The sequence below is a fragment of the Streptomyces sp. SudanB182_2057 genome (genome assembly GCF_964272715.1).
In the GTDB taxonomy this organism is placed as follows: Bacteria; Actinomycetota; Actinomycetes; order Streptomycetales; family Streptomycetaceae; genus Streptomyces; species Streptomyces rubradiris.
This window is the reverse complement of sequence record NZ_OZ186798.1, coordinates 8223230-8244406: the sequence shown is the minus strand read 5'-3', so window position 1 is coordinate 8244406 and position 21177 is coordinate 8223230. Positions and strand designations below refer to the sequence as shown.

The window sequence follows — 21177 nt, the reverse complement described above, 5'->3', positions numbered from 1 at the left end:
CGGTCGCCGCGGGCGGGGCGCGGTCCTGGGTCAGCGCAGGCGGCAGATCGTGTGCGGATCGGCTCCCTTCGGGCCGGGGGGTGCGACGAGGGGCGCCTCGCTGCCCGCGGGCCGCCCGCACACGTTCACCGAGCGCACCTCACCGCCGTCGTAACTCACCCGCACGATCGCGTGAGCGTGGCCGCGCTGGTCGGCGTAGGGCCGGCTGCCGGCGAAGCCGACCGTGCCGATCGGCAGGTTCGGGACGGGGTGCCAGCGCAGGTCAGCCCAGGTCTCCGCGGCGGTCTGCGGGACGTCGCCGTTGCGCGCGGCCCGGTACAGGACGGCCGTGGCACTGTAGGACAGCACCGTCTGCCCGCTGGAGAACAGCGCGTCGGTCCACGGCCGGGCGGGATCCGCGAGCGCCGTCCGCCGTGCTCCGGCCGGCAGCAGACGCATGAGGACGCGGTGCGCGTCGATGTAGAAACCGGTCCTCGCCGCGAGGTCCATGGGCGCGAGGGCGAAGTGGTAGAGGGTGACCTCGTCGGGGATGCGGAGGACCTCCCCCTCCTCGTAGTTGCTCTTGGTGAGGTCGTCCCCGGTGAACACGGTGATGCCGCGTCCCGAACAGCCCGGGGTGGAGCCGAGTTGGGACATCAGGTTGGGGACGTCCTCGACCCGGCCGGCGAAGTAGAGGGCCTTCGGCACGGGCCGGCTGCCGCAGATGTCGCCGATGGGGGTGGTCAGTTCGGGTTCGCCCTCGGCGCTGAGCCGGTACGTCCGCGAGGGCGCCGGGGCGAAGCCCGCCTCGGCCAGCATGCGCTTGCCCACCCTGGCCTGTTCGGTGGTGTAGAAGTCCTTCTCACTGCCGACCGACCGGGACAGCACGGCGCCCTGGGCGCCCTTCTCCCGGGCGGCCAGCTGACGGGCGACGACCAGCAGGGCGTTCGCCTCCTCCTCGTCGGTGGCGGCCAGCCCGAACCAGTTGGACAGCCTGCGCGCCAGGTGGCTGCCGGAGTTGGTGGTGCCCACGACGGGCAGGCCGGCTCCCTTGAGGATGCGGACGGCCTGCTCGGTCTCGGTGGTGTCGCGTCCCACGCCCACGACGCCGACGACGGAGCGGTCGCGGCGTGCCAGGTTCGCGATGTGCCGGGCCATGGGGACCACGTGCAGCATGTTCTCGTCGGCGTTGGCGAGCAGGACCTTGATCTTGGTCGGCTGATCGGTGCTGACGTTGGCGTAGTGCTGGAAGAGGTACACCCCCGTGATCTCCTCCAGCCCCTTGCGGGTGTCGGCCTGCCTGGCGGCGGTGACCGGACCGGCGTAGACGATCGTCACATAGGCGTCGCGCGGTCCGATGGCCGCGTTCTCGGCCCGGATGGCCCGCTCCACCGCGTCGAAGGTGACGCCCTTGCCGGCGCCGGACAGACTCAGTGCGTTGCCCTGCGCGAGCCGTACGTTCCCGGTGGCGACGCCGACGCACTGACCGTCGTACAGGCCGGAGTCGGTGTTGGAGCCGAGCAGCCGGCCCTCGCAGTAGCGTCCGGCGAGGTAGTGGTTGCCGAGGAAGCCCGCGGCCAGGCCGAGGGCGAGGACCACGGCGAGGCAGGGCCGGGACCACAGGAGCCAGGCGGGCGTCCGGCGGATGCGGTCGGTGGAGTGCTGTGCGGAGTGCCGGTGGCGCAGCGCGTCGCCGGGTATCGGGATGTACAGGATCCACGGCAGGGTGGCGGCCCGGCCCGGGGACTGGCCGGCGCTGAGGTTGGTCACCCACCGCTGGTACCTGGTGTCCGCTCCGAATGCCTCGTCGTCGGCGTCGGGGAGACCGGGTGCGGTGGCCGGCACCGGGGCGGCGGGAACCTGCGGCCGCAGGCGTTCGGCCGCCGGGACCGCGGCCAGCACGAGCAGGGGGTCGACCTCGCTGCGGCGGCTGCGCACGTCGCTGATGGTGCGCAGCAGGAGCAGACCGCCGTCCTCCTCGGTGACCCTGGGCAGATACACCACGGGCGGCACGGTGCGCTTGCGGCGGCGCAGGTCCAGCGCCCGCGGCCGGAAGTTCTCGCGCAGGTCCTCCAGCAGCGCCAGCACGCGCAGTTCGAGGTGGAACTGGCGTGCCGTCGAGTCGCCCGCCTGTGCCGCGACCACCTGCTGGGCGACGGCGAAGGCGCGGCCCCGGATGGTCTCCCAGGACTTCGTGGGCCGCCAGCGCGACCAGTCGGCGGCGGCCGGCCGGTCGCTGAGCGGGGCCAGGAAGGTGGTCGTCGCGAACCAGCGGGTGGCCCGGCGCAGCCACAGCAGCGGCGGCGCGCTCCGCGCGAGCAGGTGCAGCAGGCAGAACACCGTCAGTGCCAGGGCGCCGCCCCATAACGCCGTACGCCAACCGCCCGCGCCCAGCAGCACGCTGAGGCAGGCGATGAACGTGGCCCCCGCGAATCCGGAGGGGTTGACGACGGCGCCGACGGCCTCCGCGAGTGCCGGAACGCGGCGCCGGCCCTCCTGGTCGCCGGAGCCGCCGTCGGGACGCCAGCGCAGCTCGGCCAGCCGGCGCAGCAGGCGCTCGCGGCGCTCGGCCGCCGTCCACACCGTCGTCACCTCGGCGCCGACCTCGGGCGCGGCCTGCTCGATGGCTCGCAGCAGGCGCGAGCGCGGGAAGGTGAACGGTTTGTACTGCGACTGCCGTGCGTTGTCCCAGGAGTGCTCGCACAGCTGGCGCACCATGTCGACGGCCGAGGAGTACGGGTTCGGGCCGCCCCCGCCGTCGAGCCGCTTGGCGATCAGCCCCCGCGGCTGCTGGCTCTGGCGGACGAACTCCACCACCTGGGCGACCCGCCGGTCGAGGGCGCCGGTCTCGTCCTCCTCGGTGGCCTGCAGCACCACCAGCGGGGTCACCGGCGGGTTCGCCCGGAAGCCGTCGATGAGCCGTCTCATCAGCGCGAAGACAGCGTCGGCGGCCTCCACCCCGGCGCTGCCTGTCCAGACCCGTCTGCCCATGTGCTCCGCCCCCGTCGCATCGACCTCATCGGACATCGAGTTCGATGGGGATACCCAGACCTGAGCGAGGAGGAACACGCGTTCCGGGCCTTCGTGCCCGTCGAGCACACCGCGCGGGCCCGCCGGGCCATGGGGCCGGATGCGTTCCTCGCGGCAGAGCAGGCCGTCGTACCGTACGCCGGCTCGGCTTCGGCACTGACCCGCCTGTCGTGCGTCCCGCGCGGCGGGGGTGTCGGTCAGTTGCCTGTCATCGACAGGTGGGCGTGCGCGGCTCGCAGGAGCGTCGCCGCGCCGCGGACCGCGGCGGTGTGCGGGGCGGGGACCGTGTGCAGCCGTGCGGGGAGCAGGGTGCCGAGCCGGTGCCTGATGTCGGGGCGCAGGGCGCCGCCGCCGGCCAGGAGGATGTCGCGGCGCAGGGCGTCGGCGGTCAGCGAGGTGCGGTCCTGCTGGAGCATCGCGGTCAGCATCCGGGCGACCGCTCCGGCGATGTCCCCGGGCGTGGTCGTGTCGTCCAGGTCGCTGGTGCCCAGGGCGGTGCGGCGCGCGTCGGTGACGGCGCCGTCGCTCAGCAACACCACTTCCGTGAGGTGGGCGCCGACGTCCACCACCAGCAGCGGGCGGGTCAGGTCCGCGCCGGAGGCGAGGGCGATGCCCCGCGCGCCGGGCACGGTGAGGACGGCACGCGGTCGCAGCACGTCGACCGCGGCACGGGCCTGGGCGCGGTAGGCGAGCCCGTCGAGAACGGGTGCGGTGACGATGACCACCGGGTGTACGTGGCGGGGCAGGCGGTCCGCGAGCAGGCGCCGCAGCATCCGAGCGCAGCCGGGGGTGTCGATGATCGTGCCGCGCTGGACGGGATGGACCGCGTCGACGCCGGGGAAGGTCACGGTGGGCGCGTCCACGATCACCCCGCGGCCGGCGATCAGGACGCGGGTGCGGGCGCTGCCCATGTCCAGGGCGATGCCGCAGCAGTGCCGGCACAGCGGCCAGGGCCGGTGCCGCCCGGGGGCGGCGTACGGGCGCCGCGCGCCGGTCAGGAGGCGAACTCCTTGGCCTGCTGGCAGCGGGCGCAGTAGCGGGCCTGCGGCACGATCTTCAGGCGTTCGAGATCGATGGTGCGCCGGCACAGGCGGCAGATGCCGTAGGAACCCTCGTCCATGCGCTTCAGGGCCGCCTCCACGTCGGTGAGCACCATACGCGCGGACGCGGCGAGCTTCGCGCCCACTTCGGCCCGTGCGGCCGTCTGCCGTGCCGCCACTCCCCCGGCCCGGGGAGCCGGCGGTGACGCCAGCCGGCGCAACTGCTCCCGGCGGAACAGGCGCTGCTCGTTCAGGTTCTCGCGCAGCGCGGCCAGGTCCTCGGCGGACAGGGCGGTCGTACTGCCGTCGTGGGTCTGGCGGTTCACCTGGTCATCCCTCGTCATGGTGCCGCGATGAAAGACGCGTACGGGTGGTGTCAGGAGGCGCGAAGCCGGCAGGCGACGCAGTAACGGGTGTGGGGAAGGATCTCCAGCCGTTCCGCGGGAATCGGTGTGGCGCACACCAGACAGGTTCCGTAGGTGCCGTCCTCGAGCCGGGCGAAGGCCTCCGCGATCTCTTCGAGGGTCTGCTTGATGGCGGCCTTCTGTTCGGACAGCAGGGGATCGTCCGTGCCCCGTCCGCTCTCGTCGAGCGCCTGGACCTGTGCGAGCCGGGAGGAGCGCGCGTGCTCCAGGCGCTGCCGCACGTCGTGCGGGTGGAGACCGGCCCGGGTGGCGTCGAGCGACATGGCTGTTTCCTTTCTGGCGGCGTACGGCTGTCCCGAGCTCGTACGGGCCACGCGATGGCGGGGCGGTGGGACACCGGCGCGCCGGTCTGTGACAGGGCGCGGGTGGTCCGGAGGCGCCTCCGGACCACCCGCTGGTGGGGTGACCTCTTCCAGCCTGGCCGGGCCGGCCGGCCACGCCTATCGGGCGCGGGCCCCATTTGCCTGGGGGCGGAAGATCCATGCGTGCCTCCATGGGTGGTCGCGACCAGCGCGAATGGGGTGCGCGCCCCATGGACGGCGCGCGTCGGCAGGGGCAGGCTGGCCGCGGGCTCGTTCGAGCGTTCCGGCACCATGGACGCCGGTGAGGATGCCGCGTCGCCCGACAGCGGGAGTGAACCGCCGGCATGGTGAAGGGGAGGCGCGAGCCTGTGTCGTTGTTCTGGCGGATTTTCGCTCTGAACGCCGTGGTACTGGGTACGGCCACGGCACTGTTGCTGTGGGCACCGGTGACCGTATCGGTGCCGGTGCTCCTCACCGAGGCGATCATCCTGGTGGGCGGACTGGTGGTCATGCTGGTGGCCAACGCCGTGCTGCTGCGGCTCGGCCTCGCCCCGCTGGACCGCCTGACGAGACTGATGGCCACCGTGGACCTGTTGCGCCCGGGCCAGCGTCTGGCCACGCAGGGCGGCGGCGAGGTCGCCGAGGTGATCCGCACGTTCAACGCCATGCTGGAGCGGCTGGAACAGGAGCGGGCCATCAGCAGTGCCCGGGTCCTGATGGCCCAGGAGGCCGAGCGCCGCCGCATCGCGCAGGAACTGCACGACGAGGTCGGCCAGAGCATGACCGCGATCCTGCTGGGGCTGAAGCGGGCCGCGGACAACGCTCCCGAGCCGCTGCGCGAGGAGTTGAGGGAGGCTCAGGAGATCACCCGGGAGAGCCTGCACGAAGTACGGCGCTTGGTGCGTCGGCTGCGGCCCGGCGTGCTGGACGATCTGGGGCTGGTGAGCGCGCTGACCTCGCTCGCGGAGGGCATCGCCACGCACACCGGGATGCGGGTCGGCCGGCGTTTCGACGCCGAGCTGCCCGAACTGGACCCGCAGACGGAGCTGGTCCTCTACCGCGTCGCGCAGGAGTCGCTGACCAACGCCGCCCGGCACGCGGACGCGGAACGGGTCACCGTCGCCCTGCGGCACACCGAGGACGACGTGGTACTGGCCGTCACCGACGACGGCTGCGGCATCACGACGCCGCGGGAAGGCGCGGGCATCCGTGGCATGCGCGAACGGGCCCTGCTCATCGGAGGAAGCCTGGAGATCGCCCCGGCCTCCCCTGCCGGCACCCAGGTAACGCTCACCGCGCCCGTCTCCAGGAAGCAGCCCTGACCATGTCCGACACCCCCATGAGCGACCGTACCGGCGGCGGCACCAGCACCAGCGGCGGCACCGGCACCGGGACGAAGGCGATCCGCATCCTGCTCGCCGACGACCACGCCCTGGTCCGCCGCGGTGTGCGGCTCATCCTCGACCAGGAGCCGGACCTCGAAGTGGTCGCCGAAGCCGGTGACGGCGCCGAGGCCGTGGAACTGGCCCGCACCCACGAGGTCGACCTCGCCGTGCTCGACATCGCCATGCCCCGGCTGACCGGACTGCAGGCCGCCCGTGAACTCGCCGCGGCCGTGCCCGGGCTGCGCATCCTGATGCTCACCATGCACGACAACGAGCAGTACTTCTTCCAAGCCCTCAAGGCCGGGGCCTGCGGATACGTCCTGAAGTCCGTCGCCGACCAGGATCTGGTCGCCGCCTGCCGGGCCGCGATGCGCAACGAGCCGTTCCTCTACCCGGGCGCGGTCACCGCGCTGATCCGCAACTACCTCGCCCGGGTCCGCCACGGCGAGGAGACCGCCGACCAGATCCTCACCCCTCGTGAGGAGGAGGTCCTCAAACTGGTCGCCGAGGGGCACTCCTCGAAGGGGATCGCCGACCTGCTGTTCATCAGCGTGAAGACCGTCCAACGGCACCGCGCCAACCTCCTGCAGAAGCTGGGGCTGCGCGACCGCCTCGAACTCACCCGCTACGCCATCCGCGTCGGCCTGATCGAGCCCTGACCTCCCGTCGAAGCCGGGGCCGGGATCGTGCCGTCCCACAGCGAGTGACCAGCATAGAAGGGGACGGCGCATGCTCCACTCGGCTCGTTCCGGCCCCGGCGCCCACACCACCGACGGCGTGGACCGGGCCTCCGGCACCGGCACCGTCCCCCCTCGCACGGCCCGCACTTCCGCCACCGCGGCCGTCGCCGCCCTGCTCTGGGCACTGCTTGCGGTGTTGCCGTACGCGTTCGGTGCCTTCGGCCACGATGCCGCGCCGGGCGGACCGGCCGCCGCCCGCGTGGTGGCGGCCGACGGTCGCGGGGAGGCGGCCGACGGTCGCGGGGAGGCCGTACCGCGCGTCGACGACAGGTGCGACACCGCCTGTACCGTCCACGCGGCCGTCCGCGCCGCGCACACCGAGCACGCCGCCCCCCGCGGCGACCTCGCCGCCTGCCTCGGTACCGCGGTGCTCGTCCCGCCCGGCCCGGCGCGGCTGCCGTCGACGGCCGGGCGCGTCGCCGCCACCGCTCCTCCCCCACCTCCTGACCGCGGGCGGTCGCCTCCGGCGCCCTCCGGTGAACCGCACCCCTTCCCTTTCCCCTGAACACCACCGGGCCGTTCCCTTTTCCGCGGCCGTGGTGCGCCTGCCGGAGGCTTCCTGTGACCCGCTCCGTCCGGGTGAGGGCGCTGCTCGCCCTCACCGTGATCGCCCTGTCCGTGTACATCACCGTCACCGTGCCGCTCCGACTCGGGCTCGACCTGCGCGGTGGCACTCAGATCGTGCTCGAAACCCGCTCCACCCCCACCGCCCGCGCCGACCGCGAGACGACCGACCGCACCCTGGAGGTGCTGCGCGGTCGCGTCGACGCGCTGGGCGTCGCCGAACCGGCCCTCGTCCGTTCCGGCGCGAACCGCATCATCGTCGAACTGCCCGGTGTGCGGGACCCGCGGAAGGCCGCCGAGGTACTGGGCCGCACCGCGCAGCTCACCTTCCACCCGGTGCTCGACACCGTCCGGCAAGACGGGAAGACCCCGCATCCGCTGCCGGAGCGGTCCGGGCAACGGATCCTTCCGGACGAGTCGGGGACACCGCTGCGCCTGGCCTCCCCGGCGCTGACCGGTGGTCACGTCAAGAAGGCCGCCGCCCGGTTCGACCCGCAGGGCGGCGCGGGATGGCACGTCACCGTCGACTTCGCGGGCGCCGGCCGGGACGGCTGGGCCAGGCTCACCGGTGAGGCCGCCTGCCGCCCGGTGGGCGATCCGGCCCGGCGGGTGGCCATCGTCCTCGACGACAAGGTCATCTCCTCCCCGCAGGTCGATCCGTCCGTCTCCTGCACATCGGGCATCCGCGACGGGGCCACGCGGATCACGGGTTCCTTCACCCCGGAGGAGGCCCGCGAGCTGGCCCTGCTCATCAACGGGGGCGCGCTTCCCGTGCCCGTCGAGACGGTGGAACAGCGCACCGTGGGCCCGACCCTGGGCGCGCGGGCCATCGCGGCAAGTGCCTGGGCCGCGGTTCTCGGTACGGCCCTGACCGCCCTGTTCGTCATCTTCGTGTACCGGTTGATGGGCGTGCTCGCCACGGTGGCCCTGGTCTGCTACGGCCTGGTCTCGTACGCGGCACTGGCCGCTCTCGGGGCCACGCTGACCCTGCCGGGGCTGGCCGGTTTCGTCCTGGCGATCGGCATGGCGGTGGACGCCAATGTGCTGGTCTTCGAAAGGGCCCGCGAGGAGTACACCGCCGGGCGCCGCCCCAGTACCCGCTCGGCGCTGGCGGCCGGTTTCCGCAACGCTCTCGGCGCGATCGCCGACTCGAACATCACCACACTGATCGCGGCCGGCTTGCTGTTCTTCCTCGCGTCCGGGCCCGTGCGGGGCTTCGGCGTCACCCTCGGCATCGGCGTGCTCGCCTCCATGTTCAGCGCCCTCGTGATCACCCGTGTGCTCGCCGAGTTCGCGGCGAGCCGCACCACGGTCCGCCGTCACCCGCGGGTCACCGGCCTCGCGACCGCGGGGCGCGTCCGCGAACGGCTCGCTCGCCGCAGCCCCCGGCTGATGCGCCACCCGGGCCGCTGGCTGGTCACGGCGGTCGCCGGGCTCGTGCTGGCCTGCTCCGGCATCGTGGTCCGGGGGATCGACCTGGGCGTGGAATTCACGGGCGGCCGCCTCATCGAGTACGCCACCAGTGTCCCCGTCGACCCCGGCCGGGCCCGTGCCGCCCTCGCCGACGCCGGATTCCCCCGCGCGGTCGTGCAGTCCTCGGGCGAGAGCGGACTGACGGTGCGCACCGGGGCACTGACCAACGCGGAAGAGGGCACGGTCACCGGAACCGTGCGGGGCCTCGCGGGCGGGGTGGACAAGTTGCGCGACGAACTGATCGGGCCCAGCCTCGGCGAGGAGCTGCGCCGAGACGCCGTGATCGCGCTCGCCGTGGCCCTCGCGGCGCAGCTCTGCTACCTCGCGTGGCGCTTCCGCTGGCTGTTCGGCACCGCCGCGGTCGCGGCCCTCGCCCACGACGTGGTGATCCTCGTCGGAGTCTTCGCGTGGCTCGGCAAGCCCGTCGACGGAGTGTTCCTGGCCGCCCTGCTCACGGTCATCGGCTACTCGGTCAACGACTCGGTGGTCCTCTTCGACCGCATCCGGGAACTGGCCCGGCGCACGCCCAAGGCCCCGCTGGGCGACCTGGCGAACGACGCCATCCTGCAAACCTTGCCCCGCACCGTGAACACGGGCATGGGCGCCGCCTTCATCCTGACCGCTCTCGCCGTGCTCGGCGGATCCTCGCTCACCGACTTCGCGCTGGCCCTGCTCATCGGGCTCGCCGTCGGCACGTACTCCTCCGTCTTCACCGCGGCACCCACAGCCGTCGCCCTGCATCGCCGCCGCCCGCCGGAGCGGTGACCGACACCGGTCCGAACGCGAACCGCATGCCACCGGCCTTCCCCTCCGTATATACGTGCGCACCCCCGCCGGGTGGGCGGGGGTGCGGGCGCGTTGTGGGGTGCTGTCGGCTGGGCTCAGTACCAGCCGTTGGCCTGCCAGAAGTCCCAGACCTTCACGGGGCTGCCGTAGCGGGAGTTCATGTAGTCGCGGACGCTCGGCGGCGGAATCAGTCCTCACCTGATCACCATGCCGCTGGTCCGGGCCGCGTCGGAGCGGTGGGGATGGTTCCGCGCCAAGGCTGCGGCTCGCGAACCCGGGTGAGATCCGGCGCGCTGGGTGAGAGAGAGCCGAGGTCTTGCTCGCGGCGAGGTGGGCGCAGCAGGTCCTGGAACTGATCGCCTACGCCGAACTCCCGCTTCGCCACGGGCGGCTTGAGGATCTGCGCGTGCTGGGTACCGGCGAGCGCGCGGGTGCTGGAAGACGTCGGGCAGCCGATGTGACCGAGACCGTGCTGCGGCGTTTCATCGTCACCGCCAAGCATCCGGGCCGGTTCCGCTGGCCTCTGATCGAACTGCTGGGCCGCCATGGGTCCCACCGGTACCTGTCATGTGCCTGGCGGGGTGGGACGTAGGGCGAGGAGGGCGATGTCGTCGGTGCTGCCGGCCCCGAGGCTGAGGATCAGTTCGTCGCAGAAGACGTCGAGGGGTGCCTGGGCGAGGGCGGCGGTGTGCCCGCGCAGGCGGCCCATGGTGTCGCTGAGGGATACTCCTGGGCGTTCGATCAGGCCGTCGGTGAACATCAGCAGGGTCGAGTGGGCCGGCAGCGGGTCGTGGGCAGTGGGTCGGGGAAGGGTGCTGTCCACGCCGATGAGGAGGCCGGAGGCGGAATCCAGGTAACGGGTGTCGCCGTTGGGAGAGGTCAACAGCGGGGGGAGGTGTCCGGCGGATGAGTGGTGCAGCTCCCATGGGCCGTTGCGGGGGCCTTTGACGACGGCGTAGGCGCAGGTCGCGGTGGAGTGCGGATACAGGGTGAGGGTCGCGACATCGAGGCGGCGCAGTACCTCCGAGGGCCGGTCCTGGCAGTCGACGGCGATGCCGCGGAGCATGTTGCGCAGTTGGCTCATCGTCACGGCGGCGTTCAGATCGTGCCCGGACACGTCTCCGATGACCAAGGCCGTGTCTCCGTCGGGCAAGGTGAAGGCGTCGAACCAGTCGCCGCCGACCTGGGCGGTGGTACTGGACGGGGCGTAGCGGGCGGTGATCTCCATGGACGGGATGTGCGGGAGGCGGGGCAGCAGGGAGCGCTGAAGGCGCTCGGCCGCGGTACGGGTGTGCTGGTGCAGACGGGCGTTGTCGACGCTCAGCGAGATGCCTTTCACGATGTCGGCGACGAGGAGCGCGTCCTGTTCGGTGAAGGGGGCGTCGTGGCCGGTGCGTACGACGATCAGGGCGCCCAGCACCTCGCGCCGGGCCCGCAGCGGGGCCATGATCGTGCTGTCGGCGCCCAGTCGCTCGAACAGCCTGAGCTGCCGAGCGTCCAGGGCGCTTTCCGCCTGGTCCGGTGAGGGAATGTCGGTGATCAGCAGCGGGCCCGCGCCGTTCAGGACCCGGGCCAGCGGTCCTCGCGCGTTCTCGGACACCGGGGGCAGCCGGCCGAGGTCCACCCCGGCGCTCAGTGCCCGGGGCTCGCGGTGGACGACGCAGACCCGTTCGGCGTCCCCGTGCTCGTCGAGCAGGTCGACCACGCACCAGGCGGCCATCCGCTGGGTGAGGACCTGGCACACTCGGCGCAGTCCCTCGCGCAAGTCGAGTGTGCTCGACAGCGCGCTGATGGTGTCGGCCAGCAGCCCCAACCGCTCCCAGGACCGTGTCGCCTCGTCATCGCCGGCCCGCGGTGCCGCTGTCACGCCGGTGTGCGGCCGTACCAAGGGCCCGGGATCAGGACGTGATACCGGCCGGTCCTCTCCGGGAGCCGTCGCTCTGGGCATGAACTGGCCGATCCGTACCGTGCGGCCGTCCACCGCCTCCTGACTCTGGACGTGCAGACGCACATGGACCAGGCTGCCGTCGCGGTGCAGCGCCGGCAGCGGGATGGACCGGCCCATGATGCGGGACCGGCCGGTCAGCCGGAGCGCGGTGAACCCAGCCCGATGGCGCTCGCGCAGGTGCTCGGGAATCAGCACGGTCAACGGTCGGCCGATCAGCTCGTCGGTCTGCCATCCCAGCAGGTCGGCCAGAGCGGCGTTGGCCGCGATGATCCGGCCGTCGTCGTCGGCCGCGACAGTCGGGACACTGTTGTCCTCCACGTCACCGGCGTCCCACGGCATCAGTTCGACGGAGGTCGCGTCCGGTACGCCGGGCAGCAGCGTCCACGCGGTGGGCGGGCCTCCGGAGAGTTGAGTGACCAGTTGGTCGAGCACCCACTGGAAGTGGCTCCGCACATGCGGCGGAGCCGGGAGAGTGAGCAGGACCCCCAGCTGCGCCGCCGCGTCGCCTTGTTCGCACACGTGCCGCAGCGTGTCCACGGCGGGCGCGGCGTCCAACGGGAAGGCGACGTCCAGGGTCACCGTGGGGCCGCCGGTGACCGTCTCCTCCAGCGCGGATGTCATGCACGCGCTGATGACGTTGGCCACATCGCCGGCGACGAGCAGGTCGGGGCTCGACACGCCGGCACGCTCCTCGACACGTGTGGTCAAGATCAGTTCGCGCAGTATCTCGTCACCGTGCTGCCGCGCCGCGAGGAAGAGGATGTGGGGCACGTCGATCAGTGTCACGGTGGCGGTTCGGCCGCACATGGGTACGGACTCCCACCCGGAGGTCGGCGGCACAGGGGCCTTGGGCCACAGCTCGAACCAGACCGTCTTGCGGCCCCCCGCGATGTGGGCTCCATGGCTGGAAGCCAGCTCCTCGACCACGGCAAGGCCCCGTCCGGCACCGGCATACGGTCTGGGCTCCCGCGGCACGAGCGGGCGGTCCGGGCGGCCATCGCCCACTCGGACGCGCACTCGCCCCTCGTGCGACCAGATCCGCACCTCCACCTCGGTACGCGCGTGCAGCACCGCGTTGGTCACCAGTTCACTGGTCAGCAGCTCGGCGGTGTCCACCACCTCCGGCGCGACACCACGCAACGCCGACCGCACGAACCGCCGGGCCAGCGGCGCACTGCGCGTCTCTGGAGGAAAACGCCGAAAGCGAACCCCGGATGCACTGGAGCTATCCATAGCGCTATCAATCCCTCTGAGAAGCGGAAAAATAACTCGCCCGCGCAGTGTGGTCCACTGGTGCGGGGACATCTCTCACTCCTGGTTGTGGGTGATGAAGCACGCTGGATCCCGCGACCGGCCGCTCCTCGGTTCCACGGCCTGAATTCTGGTAGTTGGCCTCCGGGCCCGGCATGACCGGCCCCGTCGCCGGCACGCTGATCACCCGCTCGTCAGGGGGAGATCTCCGGACCAGGTAGCGCACCGGACACCGCCGGAGTCGAAGATGATGCCCAGCGCGAGTCGCCCGCTGTCCGGGGCGATCTCTTCGCGCACGGCCCGGACCGTCTCACCGAGGTGACCGGCGAACGGAGTCTCCTCGCTGACCGGCGCCACTGGAGACGGCCCAGCTCCCCCATGTCACGTCCCTCGGAAGGAACCGACGACTCCACGTTCAGGCACGAGGAACCTTTCGGACCCTGCGGAAACGCGCCTTACGATCTTCTCGCAGAGGCTACGGCGCACAGGGGGCGGCACCGTGGATTCCGAACCGGCGGACTTCTGCCTGCGGGTGACCGGCTTCAGCGCGGTGACGTTGCCCACCACGGGCAAGACGACCGAGGCGCGCCGGCGCTGGGTGCTGGAGGCCGACGGGCTCGTGATCCACGAGGCCGACGTCCGCCTCGACGGCTCGACTTGGCAGGTCGATGCCTTCCGGGATCTGCAGACTTACTCGCGCTGGCGGGCGGATCCCCGTCGGCGGCTGGAGCACGAGAGCGAACTTCTCGACGAACTGGGCCGGTGGATCGCCCGGTACGCGCTCCTAGGGGATCGGCGGCATCCTGGCGACCGAAGGCCCTTGTGTGGTGCGGATGAAGGTTCCTCGAGAGGCCCGCTTCGTCGCGGGACTGCCCTGGGAAGCGGCGGTGGTCGACGGCAAGGCGCTGCCGCCGCACCGCGTCACCCTCGTCCGGGACCTCACCGCGGCACCCGTCTCACCGGCACGGCGGGCGAAGCAGCCGATCGGGCAGGCCCTGCGGGTACTGGCCCTGTTCAGCCTGCCGGACGACACCTCCGCCCTCAGACGGGAACGCCTGCGACTCGGGCCCGTAACGGCAGCACGGCACGTCCGGCCACGCGACGGACCCACCGGCCTGGCTGCGCCACGGAGCCTGGCGTGCGCGTGCGGCCGCCGACGGGAGCGGTCGGCCCGCAACACGTCCCGGCGTCCACATCCCGGGGCCGGCCATCTCGTGGTCACATCCCGTGCGACGCGCCGCACAGCTCCCACTTCACGGGCGACGCGCTCCATACGGGCCTCTGGTGCGGCGGCATGCGCGGCCACGGGCCGACCGCCTGTCGGTGCGGCGTCACCAGGGCGCCCTCGCCGTTACTCGAAGAACTTCAGGCCCCAGCCGGTGTCGGTGTTCGGGCCGGGGACGTTGGCTCGGCTGTAGGTGGTGTTGCCCCACCAGCAGAAGCTGCCGGTGTACCAGTACCGGTTCTCCCAGGAGTACGGAGTGCCCTTGGGCACCGCGTGGAACATCAGGGGGAACTTGGGGCCGGCCGGGGGGCTCGTACCGATGTCGCCGTCCAGCAGGACGAAACTGTGGTGCCCTGGGCCGTCGGCATACAGCGTCGGGTCCCAGCCACGCATCATCGTCTCCCGGTGCGAGCCGAAGAGGCAGCCGTTGGACTTGTACCAGTCCCAGACGTACGTCGGGTCGCCGCCGGCCCGCAGTCTCAGGTCGGCGAGGCAGTACTGGTCGCTCCAGCTCCCGTTGGCCGAGTACACGATGTGCAACTGCCCGTTCGGGTCCTTGATGGCCTCCGGGCCCTCGTTGATGTACGGGTTGCCGACCACGCGCTCCCAGCCCTCGCGGGGCTGGGAGATGATGTACCGACCGCCGGTCGGCGTGGTCGGGCTGCTCATCCGAGCGATGTAAAGATTCTGCTCGACGTTGGTGTCTCCGGCCCAGCCGGACCAGACGAACCAGCGCTGTCCGCCGAAGGTGAACAGAGTGCCGTCTATGGCCCACTTGTCGTCGGGCAGCGCCAGACGGGTCTCCGCGGTGTACCCGCTGTCGGGGGCCGCTGAGCTGATGACATACATACGGTGAGCGGCTCCGCGGCCCGCCGAGAAGTAGATGTAGTACCGGCCGCCGTCCCTCACGACCTCGGGGGCCCATACCTCACCGAGGGCACGGGTGTCCGACCAGACCTGGCGGGCCGGTGCCGAGGCCAGCGCTGCTGTCGACGGGGCCAGCCGCACGGCGATGCCGCCGCCGGTCGACTGGACCGACATGTAGGTGTCCCCGACGCGAAGCACGCTGGGGTCGGCGGCGCGCAGGCCCGTCCGCTCCGCCCGCGCGGGCGGAGCGGACGTCAGAGACAGCACGGCCGCGAGCAGGCCGGCCAGCAGGAAAGCGGCGGTGTTGTAAAAGCGGCGGGACGGCTTCATGACCGCGTTCCGTTCTCGATGTCCGCATCGCTGGGAAGGGTGACGCCAGCATCCGAGACTTGCCTGGAACATGTCAATATAAGGCCGAGCAACCGGACCCACCAGGTCCCCACCCGGCCAAGTGGCGGGCGAGAGTGTCGGCGCCGAGACCGGTTGAGCGGTGTGTCCCCCGCCCCCACGCGACCGGGGCTACAGATCTCCGATCTGCGCGCGGACGGCCATCGGCCGGGGACCGGGGGGCGCCGCCCCTGGAGGGCTCAGCGCCCCCCAGGAGAACCGGGCGCCATCTGCGGCACGAGCTCAGTACCAGCCGTTGGCCTGCCAGAAGTCCCAGGCCTTGACGGGGCTGCCGTAGCGGGAGTTCATGTAGTCGAGGCCCCACTTGATCTGGGTGGCCGGGTTGGTCTTCCAGTCGGCACCGGCGGAGGCCATCTTGGAGGCCGGGAGGGCCTGGACGAGGCCGTAGGCGCCGGAGGAGCTGTTGGTGGCGTGGGGGTTCCAGCCGCTCTCGTGGGAGACGATCTTGCTGAAGGCGTTGAACTGCGCGGCGTCCGGGATCATCTTGTGCGCGATCGCCTGGGCGGAGGAGGCCTGGGCCGGGGCGGCGTGAGCCGGAGCGGCGGTGAGTGCCATGCCGGCGGTGGCGGCGGCCACGGCGGCGGTGGTGAGGACCTTCTTCGGGGAAGCGATGCGGCGGATGACGGAGACGGTCACGAAGTACCTCTTGCGTTCGGGGACAGGAGCGTCGTCCGCATGCGGTGGACCACTTGGTGTGTCCGGCATGCGTCGGCGCCGCGGCCCGCTGCGGGGCTCGTGGCGCCTGGCGACGTCATCCAGATAAGCAGGCCCGGCAGGGGCCCGCAATGACCCCCTTTACTAGTGGTGGCCGGATTCATGAGGGATGCGAAGTATGTGGCGTGCGTCTCAATCCGCAGGTCAGGCGGGGCGCAAGGTGGAGTGAATCGGGCAAAAGGTGCTACGGCTCGGGGTCGTAGGTGACGTGCGTCATGTGGGGTCCTTCACCGGCCCGCTCACACCCCGCGCCCGGATCGCCGCGCCAGGTCACCGTCCGGGAGCTCAGGTGGCGGCGTTCCGTCGTCGGGATTCAGGGGCGCAGCCGGTCGATCTCGGCGAGTACGTGGTCCACATGCGGACGCACCTGTGCCCGCAATGCGTCGCTCCAGCTCTCCTCGGCGTAGGAGCAGGTGAGGTAGAGCTGCCTGGCGCGTGCGAGGGCGGCGCGGTGCTCGGGCGGGAGGTGGGCGAGGGCCCAGTCGGCGGCGGCGTCCTTCGGCTTGATCCGGCCGGTGGCGAGCGTGGTCCAGATGCGGGCGAAGGTCAGCAGGACGTTGCGGGTGTCACCGTCCAGGTCGTCGAGCAGGCTGGGGATACCCACCACACTCGCCCGGATCAGGTCGGCCCGCGGAACCGGGTCGAGGACCCGCGCCGGGCGTGGGCCGGAGAGGGGTTGGTCGCCGGTCAGCGCCATGGTGATCAGCAGGGCCAGGTCGGGCATCGGCTCCGGCCGGGGGACCTGCCCGGCCTCGTATTCCGCGCGCAGCCACTCGCCGTAGAGGAAATCGCCGGTCGGCGGGTACCGCCACGGCCGGATCTCGGACTGCACGACCACGGTGAGCTCGACCGGACGGGCCCGGTTCCGGGAACCGGAGATTCGGAGCAGTCCGTCGAGGAGTGTCCGGCGATCCCGCTCGTCCATTCGCCGCCGGGAGACGACTAGGACGTCCACGTCGCTGGCCGGCCTGAGTCCACCGAGTACGGAGGAGCCGTGGAGGTAGGTGCCGATGACGTCTCGGCCCAGCACTCCGTCGACCAGTCCTACGATTTCCCGAACCTGATTCATCGCACCAGCGTCTCCTGTCATCCGGCGGACCGCATGGTTGTCACGTGCCGGCCGGACCGGGTTCCCCGCTGATGGCCTGCTGGTAGATATCCGCGTAGGTGGGAGAGTCCTCGATCAGGCCGTCGCAGAACGCGGCGACGTCGGTGCCGATGAGTTCCAGAACTCCCTTGCCCGCGGCGGCGCCCTCCTCGAAGAAGTCGAGGATGCCGGGGAGGAGAGACCCGTCGGACAGGCTGACCGGTCCGACCTTGAGGAGGTACTTCTGCATCTCCTTGTAGACGATCTGGTAGTCCGTCGGGAGTGCCTTGATCCGGGCAACGTGGGCCCGCCACTGTTTCTTGCCTTCGATGATGTCCTGGATGCTCACGTCAGCCTCCCAGCCGGCTCAGTTTCCTTGCGACGGTACTGTTCAACTGCTCGCGCCACCGGTCGCGTTGGGTCCGGGCCCCGGCTCCGCCGGCCAGCGCCGTGGTGAAGCCCTGGATGTCGTCGCCGAGCACCTCGCGCACGCTCTGCCCGTCCGCTGCCGACACTTCGAGCAGCCCCAGGGCGGAGTCGAGGATCGGCGTCAGGTTGCGGCCGGTGAAGTCCCCGTAAGCGAAGAGGTGGGCGACGATCTGGTTCCACGCCTCCTGGTAGTCGTCCGGCAGAGCCTCGACCCGGGCTCCGAACGTCTTCCAGTCCCTGGTGAGATCGCCCCCTGTGACCTTCTCCCAAAAGTTCATCTCCCGCCCTCCCTGAGCATGTCGATACGTGTCGAGAGGTACTGCCATTTCGCCCAGAACTTGGCGAGTTCCTCACGCCCTGCGTCGTTGAGCGCGTAGAACTTGCGCGGCGGACCGATCTCGGACGGCCGTTTCGTCACCTGGACGAGCCCGTTCCTCTCCAGCCGCAGCAAGATCGTGTACACCGTCCCCTCGACGACGTCGGCGAAGCCGAGTTCGTTCAGCCGGCGAGTGATGCCGTACCCGTAGGTTTCCTCGCTGCCGATGATTTCGAGCACGCACCCTTCGAGCGTGCCCTTCAACATCTCCGTCAGGTCGTCCAACGCGGGTGCTCCTCAGCCCTGCCGGTACTACGTGGTACTGAGTACCGCTATACGGTATCACCGAGTAGTGGAGTCGGGAACGTCTTCGGTGGAGCGGACGGTAAGTGGGCCGGCCTCTCGCCTGCCCGCGCCGCGCGCCCGTCGTCGGCTTGCCGCTCGGTTGGATGCCGAGGAGCCTTCATGCCCCACGGGCCGTTGTGCTCGCCGTCTCCGAGCGGAAGCCGTACCCGACCTCCGGTGCCAGACCGTGGTAGTGGCGGAAGTTGTAGATGAGCGGGCTCCAGAGAGCGGGGTCGATGTGGTGCGTGCCCGGCACGACGATGCGTTCGTCGGCGTGGACGCGCAGCACATCGCACTCGACGCTGAAGAAGAGCCCGGCTCCGCCCGGCGTCAGTGCGCGGGCCCGTGCCTCCAACTGCAGCGCGCACTCGGCGACCCGCGGCGGCTTCACCCTGTGGGAATCGGCCGGGGTGAACCCGGAGGCGGCGAACTTGTCGGGCTCGTACCGGTACGCCGCCCGCTTGCTCTCCGGCACTGGATCGGCTCCGGTGAGCGGTGCCAGGCGTTCCACCCGCTCCACAGCTCCGGCGAGGCGGCGTTGATCACCAGCTCGGGGCGCGCCGCGAGATTACGCGCGGTCTGGCTCTCCCTGCCCAGGCCCAGGACGATGTGCTGTCCCAGCGCCCAGGCGGAGGAGATCGGGGCGAGGTTGAACGTGCCGTCATCGTTCTCGGTGGTCAGCAGCACCACGGGCGTGCCGAAGTAGAGGATGCTCGGCCGGACCACTCGGTGGGTGTCAGTCGTCATGCCTCAAGACGCTAGGGGCGGGACGTTTCGGTGGGTGCCGAAACATCGCCTGCCGACCTCACATCAGCACCGCGAGCGTGCCGCGTACTCCTCCCGTCCGGCGGGTCTCGACGGCCTCCGCCAGCCGCGCGAAGGGGAGGACGGTGGTGCGAAGGGTGAGCCGGCCGTCGGTCAGGTCCCTCAGCAGCCGGTCGAACACCTCGGCGGGGACATGGCGGCGCACCATGTTCATCGGGAGCAGGGCGACATCCTGGGACATCAGCGTGGGCAGGTCGACACGGAGTGTGGTGCCGGCCACGTATCCGATCAGCACCGCCCGCCCGCCGGGCCGCATGGCCATCAGGAAGTCCGCGACGGTGTTCCCGCCGACGGTGTCGAGCAGGACGTCGACCTGGCCTTTCCTCGCGACCTCTTCCGGGGCCGGGCGGACCAGGACCTCGTGCGCCATGCCGGGTACGGCACCGGCCGCGTCCTCGTCCCGTACCACGGCGACGACGTACGCCCCGGCTCGCGCGGCCAACTGCACGCAGAGCGAACCGACGGCGCCGGCCGCGCCGGTGACCAGGACCCGCTCCCCCTCCCTGATCCGGCCCACCGCCTCCACCGCGGCCCACGCGGTGGTCATCGGCGAGTAACAGGTGGCGGCGAGCGCCGCGTCGGCTTCCCGGGGGATCTCGCGGATCGCGTCGGCCGGGACGCTGACACGCTCGGCCCAGGTACCGTCACGCTCCAGGCCGACGCCACCCCCACGCATCAGCACCCGGCGTCCGAGCAGCGCGGCGTCGCCCGCGACGACTGTCCCGACTCCCGCGGTACCGGGGGTGAACGGCAGCGCGGGCCGGTACGTGAAGGTTCCGCTCATGACGGTGAGGTCCAGGTGGGTGACGGCGGCGGCCTCGACCTCCACGGTCACCTCACCCTCCCTCGGCGGGCCCGGAAGCTCGGTCTCCTCCAGGTCGGGTGCGGTGTCCCAGGTGTGCAGACGAGCGGCGATCATGGCGTACTCCAGGGGTCGATTCCGTCAGGACCTCCCGAGCAGAACACCGCGGCGAACCCCTGGTCCAATACTTCCCCAAGGCGAAAATGCCCGCGCGTGCAAGCATCGACGCGAGCGACTCGCGGGCGGGACGCGGACCTGCCGGACGGTGCCCGTCAGACGGCCGGCGCCTGCCGGACGGGCGTGCCGGTGATCTCCACAAAGACACGCAGGACACGGTCCGCGTAAGGAGACGCGGCGAACCTGCGTACGACGTCCGTGCCGGAGTACAGACCGGCTTCGATACCGATTCCCGGGCGAAGGCGGCACCGCGACGGGGGTCCGGTTCGGCCAGTGCCGCGGAGTGGTTTCATCCTGGCTGGTAGGTTCAACTGGTGTGGGAAGAGTGAAGCGACCCGTCGATGAACTGCCTGGCGATCCGGGGCGGCTGAGCCTGGAATACCGCCACCAGCACCCGGCTCAGCTCCGTGCGGAGTACGACGCCATTTATGAATGGACGGTGTCGGTGGCCGAGCAGCGACGCCGTCACAAGTGGGCTGCCGCCTGGGACACCGTTCCTGGTCCCGAGATCGGTTCCTTCACCTTCTTCCGTCTGCGCGACGTCGGGCCATGCAGCGCTTTGTCGGCCGCCGAGACCTATGACACGGAGCTCTACAACACCGTTCTGTCTCTCGTCGCCTGGGACAGCAGTATCGAGGAAGCTTTCCGGGGCATCGTCGAGAAGCCGTCCGGCGACCTGCTGGTTCTCTTCCGGGCCTGGCTCGACAGGTCGTGGCGGGGTTTCGGCCTCGGGCCCGTCCTCGCGGCCGAAGCCATGCAGACGCTGGGCGCCGGGTGCTGCGCGGTCATCGTCTGGCCCAAGATGACGGAAGAGCCCGAGGGCAACACCCCGGTCACTCGTGAGTACTGGACCGATGCGAACGCCAGGATCGCGGCGATGTGGGAGACAGCCGGCTTCCGTCGCCACGCCGGTACCGGAATCTATGTGCTCGACCCGGCCCGCCCAGATCACGCCGAGACCCAGGCAGCGCTTCGCGGCGATCTCGCAGCACTCACTGACGCCTACAAGGCCGCTCTCCGCTCCGGCTAGCCTGCTCCATCTCCGCCACGTCCACGTCA

The 21177-nt window shown here is 71.2% G+C and carries 18 protein-coding genes and 1 pseudogene; 5 read left to right on the top strand and 14 right to left on the bottom strand.

All coding sequences use genetic code 11. From position 1 onward, the window contains the following. Positions 1-30: 30 nt before the first annotated feature. The 4 genes from ACSURM_RS36570 to ACSURM_RS36555 form a co-directional block, all read right to left on the bottom strand. Positions 31-2970 (bottom strand): hypothetical protein, encoded by a 2940-nt coding sequence (locus ACSURM_RS36570; RefSeq protein WP_436960363.1) that lies wholly within the window; start codon positions 2968-2970, stop codon positions 31-33. 236 nt (positions 2971-3206) lie between these two features. Next, the gene (locus ACSURM_RS36565) at positions 3207-4007 is read right to left on the bottom strand and encodes a rod shape-determining protein (RefSeq protein ID WP_436961258.1); all 801 of its coding nucleotides are present in this window, start codon (positions 4005-4007) and stop codon (positions 3207-3209) included. Next, positions 4004-4375, bottom strand: a complete 372-nt coding sequence (locus ACSURM_RS36560; protein ID WP_436960361.1) for a TraR/DksA family transcriptional regulator — start codon at positions 4373-4375, stop codon at positions 4004-4006. Before ACSURM_RS36560 ends, ACSURM_RS36565 begins: the two co-directional genes overlap by 4 nt. Before the next feature lie 50 nt (positions 4376-4425). After that, positions 4426-4737: a TraR/DksA C4-type zinc finger protein gene (locus ACSURM_RS36555; protein WP_436960359.1), complete on the bottom strand. Its 312-nt coding sequence runs from the start codon at positions 4735-4737 to the stop codon at positions 4426-4428. A 407-nt stretch (positions 4738-5144) separates the two neighbouring features. On the opposite strand from ACSURM_RS36555, the gene ACSURM_RS36550 reads away from it, so the two are divergent. The 4 genes from ACSURM_RS36550 to secD all read left to right on the top strand — a co-directional run bounded on the left by ACSURM_RS36550 (position 5145) and on the right by secD (position 9703). Continuing rightward, complete coding sequence (locus ACSURM_RS36550; RefSeq protein WP_436960357.1) at positions 5145-6098, top strand: sensor histidine kinase; 954 nt, start codon at positions 5145-5147, stop codon at positions 6096-6098. Positions 6099-6115: 17 nt separating this feature from the next. Continuing rightward, positions 6116-6820 carry a response regulator gene (locus tag ACSURM_RS36545; RefSeq protein WP_436961257.1) on the top strand — a complete coding sequence of 235 codons (705 nt, stop codon included), beginning with the start codon at positions 6116-6118 and terminating at the stop codon, positions 6818-6820. Between the two features lie 70 nt (positions 6821-6890). Next, a complete protein-coding gene (locus tag ACSURM_RS36540) occupies positions 6891-7406 on the top strand; it encodes a hypothetical protein (protein WP_436960355.1) in 516 nt (171 codons plus the stop codon). A 56-nt stretch (positions 7407-7462) separates the two neighbouring features. Beyond that, positions 7463-9703, top strand: a complete 2241-nt coding sequence (gene secD / locus ACSURM_RS36535) for a protein translocase subunit SecD (protein ID WP_436960354.1) — start codon at positions 7463-7465, stop codon at positions 9701-9703. Positions 9704-9926: 223 nt separating this feature from the next. Here secD and ACSURM_RS36530 read toward each other — a convergent pair whose 3' ends face one another. The 10 genes and pseudogenes from ACSURM_RS36530 to ACSURM_RS36485 form a co-directional block, all read right to left on the bottom strand. Further along, the gene (locus tag ACSURM_RS36530; protein ID WP_436960352.1) at positions 9927-10271 is read right to left on the bottom strand and encodes a hypothetical protein; all 345 of its coding nucleotides are present in this window, start codon (positions 10269-10271) and stop codon (positions 9927-9929) included. Positions 10272-10289: 18 nt separating this feature from the next. Further along, positions 10290-12905, bottom strand: a complete 2616-nt coding sequence (locus ACSURM_RS36525; RefSeq protein WP_436960351.1) for a SpoIIE family protein phosphatase — start codon at positions 12903-12905, stop codon at positions 10290-10292. A 1369-nt stretch (positions 12906-14274) separates the two neighbouring features. Then, positions 14275-15345, bottom strand: a complete 1071-nt coding sequence (locus ACSURM_RS36520; RefSeq protein WP_436960349.1) for a glycoside hydrolase family 43 protein — start codon at positions 15343-15345, stop codon at positions 14275-14277. Positions 15346-15645: 300 nt separating this feature from the next. Next, positions 15646-16059 carry a lytic transglycosylase domain-containing protein gene (locus ACSURM_RS36515; protein ID WP_436960347.1) on the bottom strand — a complete coding sequence of 138 codons (414 nt, stop codon included), beginning with the start codon at positions 16057-16059 and terminating at the stop codon, positions 15646-15648. A 391-nt stretch (positions 16060-16450) separates the two neighbouring features. Beyond that, complete coding sequence (locus ACSURM_RS36510) at positions 16451-17206, bottom strand: aminoglycoside adenylyltransferase family protein (protein WP_436960345.1); 756 nt, start codon at positions 17204-17206, stop codon at positions 16451-16453. A 40-nt stretch (positions 17207-17246) separates the two neighbouring features. Beyond that, positions 17247-17573 (bottom strand): DUF1048 domain-containing protein, encoded by a 327-nt coding sequence (locus tag ACSURM_RS36505; protein ID WP_436960343.1) that lies wholly within the window; start codon positions 17571-17573, stop codon positions 17247-17249. 1 nt (position 17574) lies between these two features. Next, entirely contained in the window at positions 17575-17931 is a 357-nt protein-coding gene (locus ACSURM_RS36500) for a DUF1048 domain-containing protein (protein WP_436960342.1), read from the bottom strand. Beyond that, positions 17928-18254, bottom strand: coding sequence for a PadR family transcriptional regulator (locus tag ACSURM_RS36495; RefSeq protein ID WP_436960340.1), 327 nt, complete (start codon positions 18252-18254; stop codon positions 17928-17930). Before ACSURM_RS36495 ends, ACSURM_RS36500 begins: the two co-directional genes overlap by 4 nt. Before the next feature lie 178 nt (positions 18255-18432). Beyond that, positions 18433-19061, bottom strand: a pseudogene (locus tag ACSURM_RS36490) (flavin reductase family protein). A gap of 58 nt (positions 19062-19119) precedes the next feature. After that, positions 19120-20058 (bottom strand): quinone oxidoreductase family protein, encoded by a 939-nt coding sequence (locus tag ACSURM_RS36485; protein WP_436960338.1) that lies wholly within the window; start codon positions 20056-20058, stop codon positions 19120-19122. Positions 20059-20443: 385 nt separating this feature from the next. On the opposite strand from ACSURM_RS36485, the gene ACSURM_RS36480 reads away from it, so the two are divergent. Then, positions 20444-21148, top strand: a complete 705-nt coding sequence (locus ACSURM_RS36480) for a hypothetical protein (protein WP_436960336.1) — start codon at positions 20444-20446, stop codon at positions 21146-21148. Positions 21149-21177 lie beyond the last annotated feature (29 nt).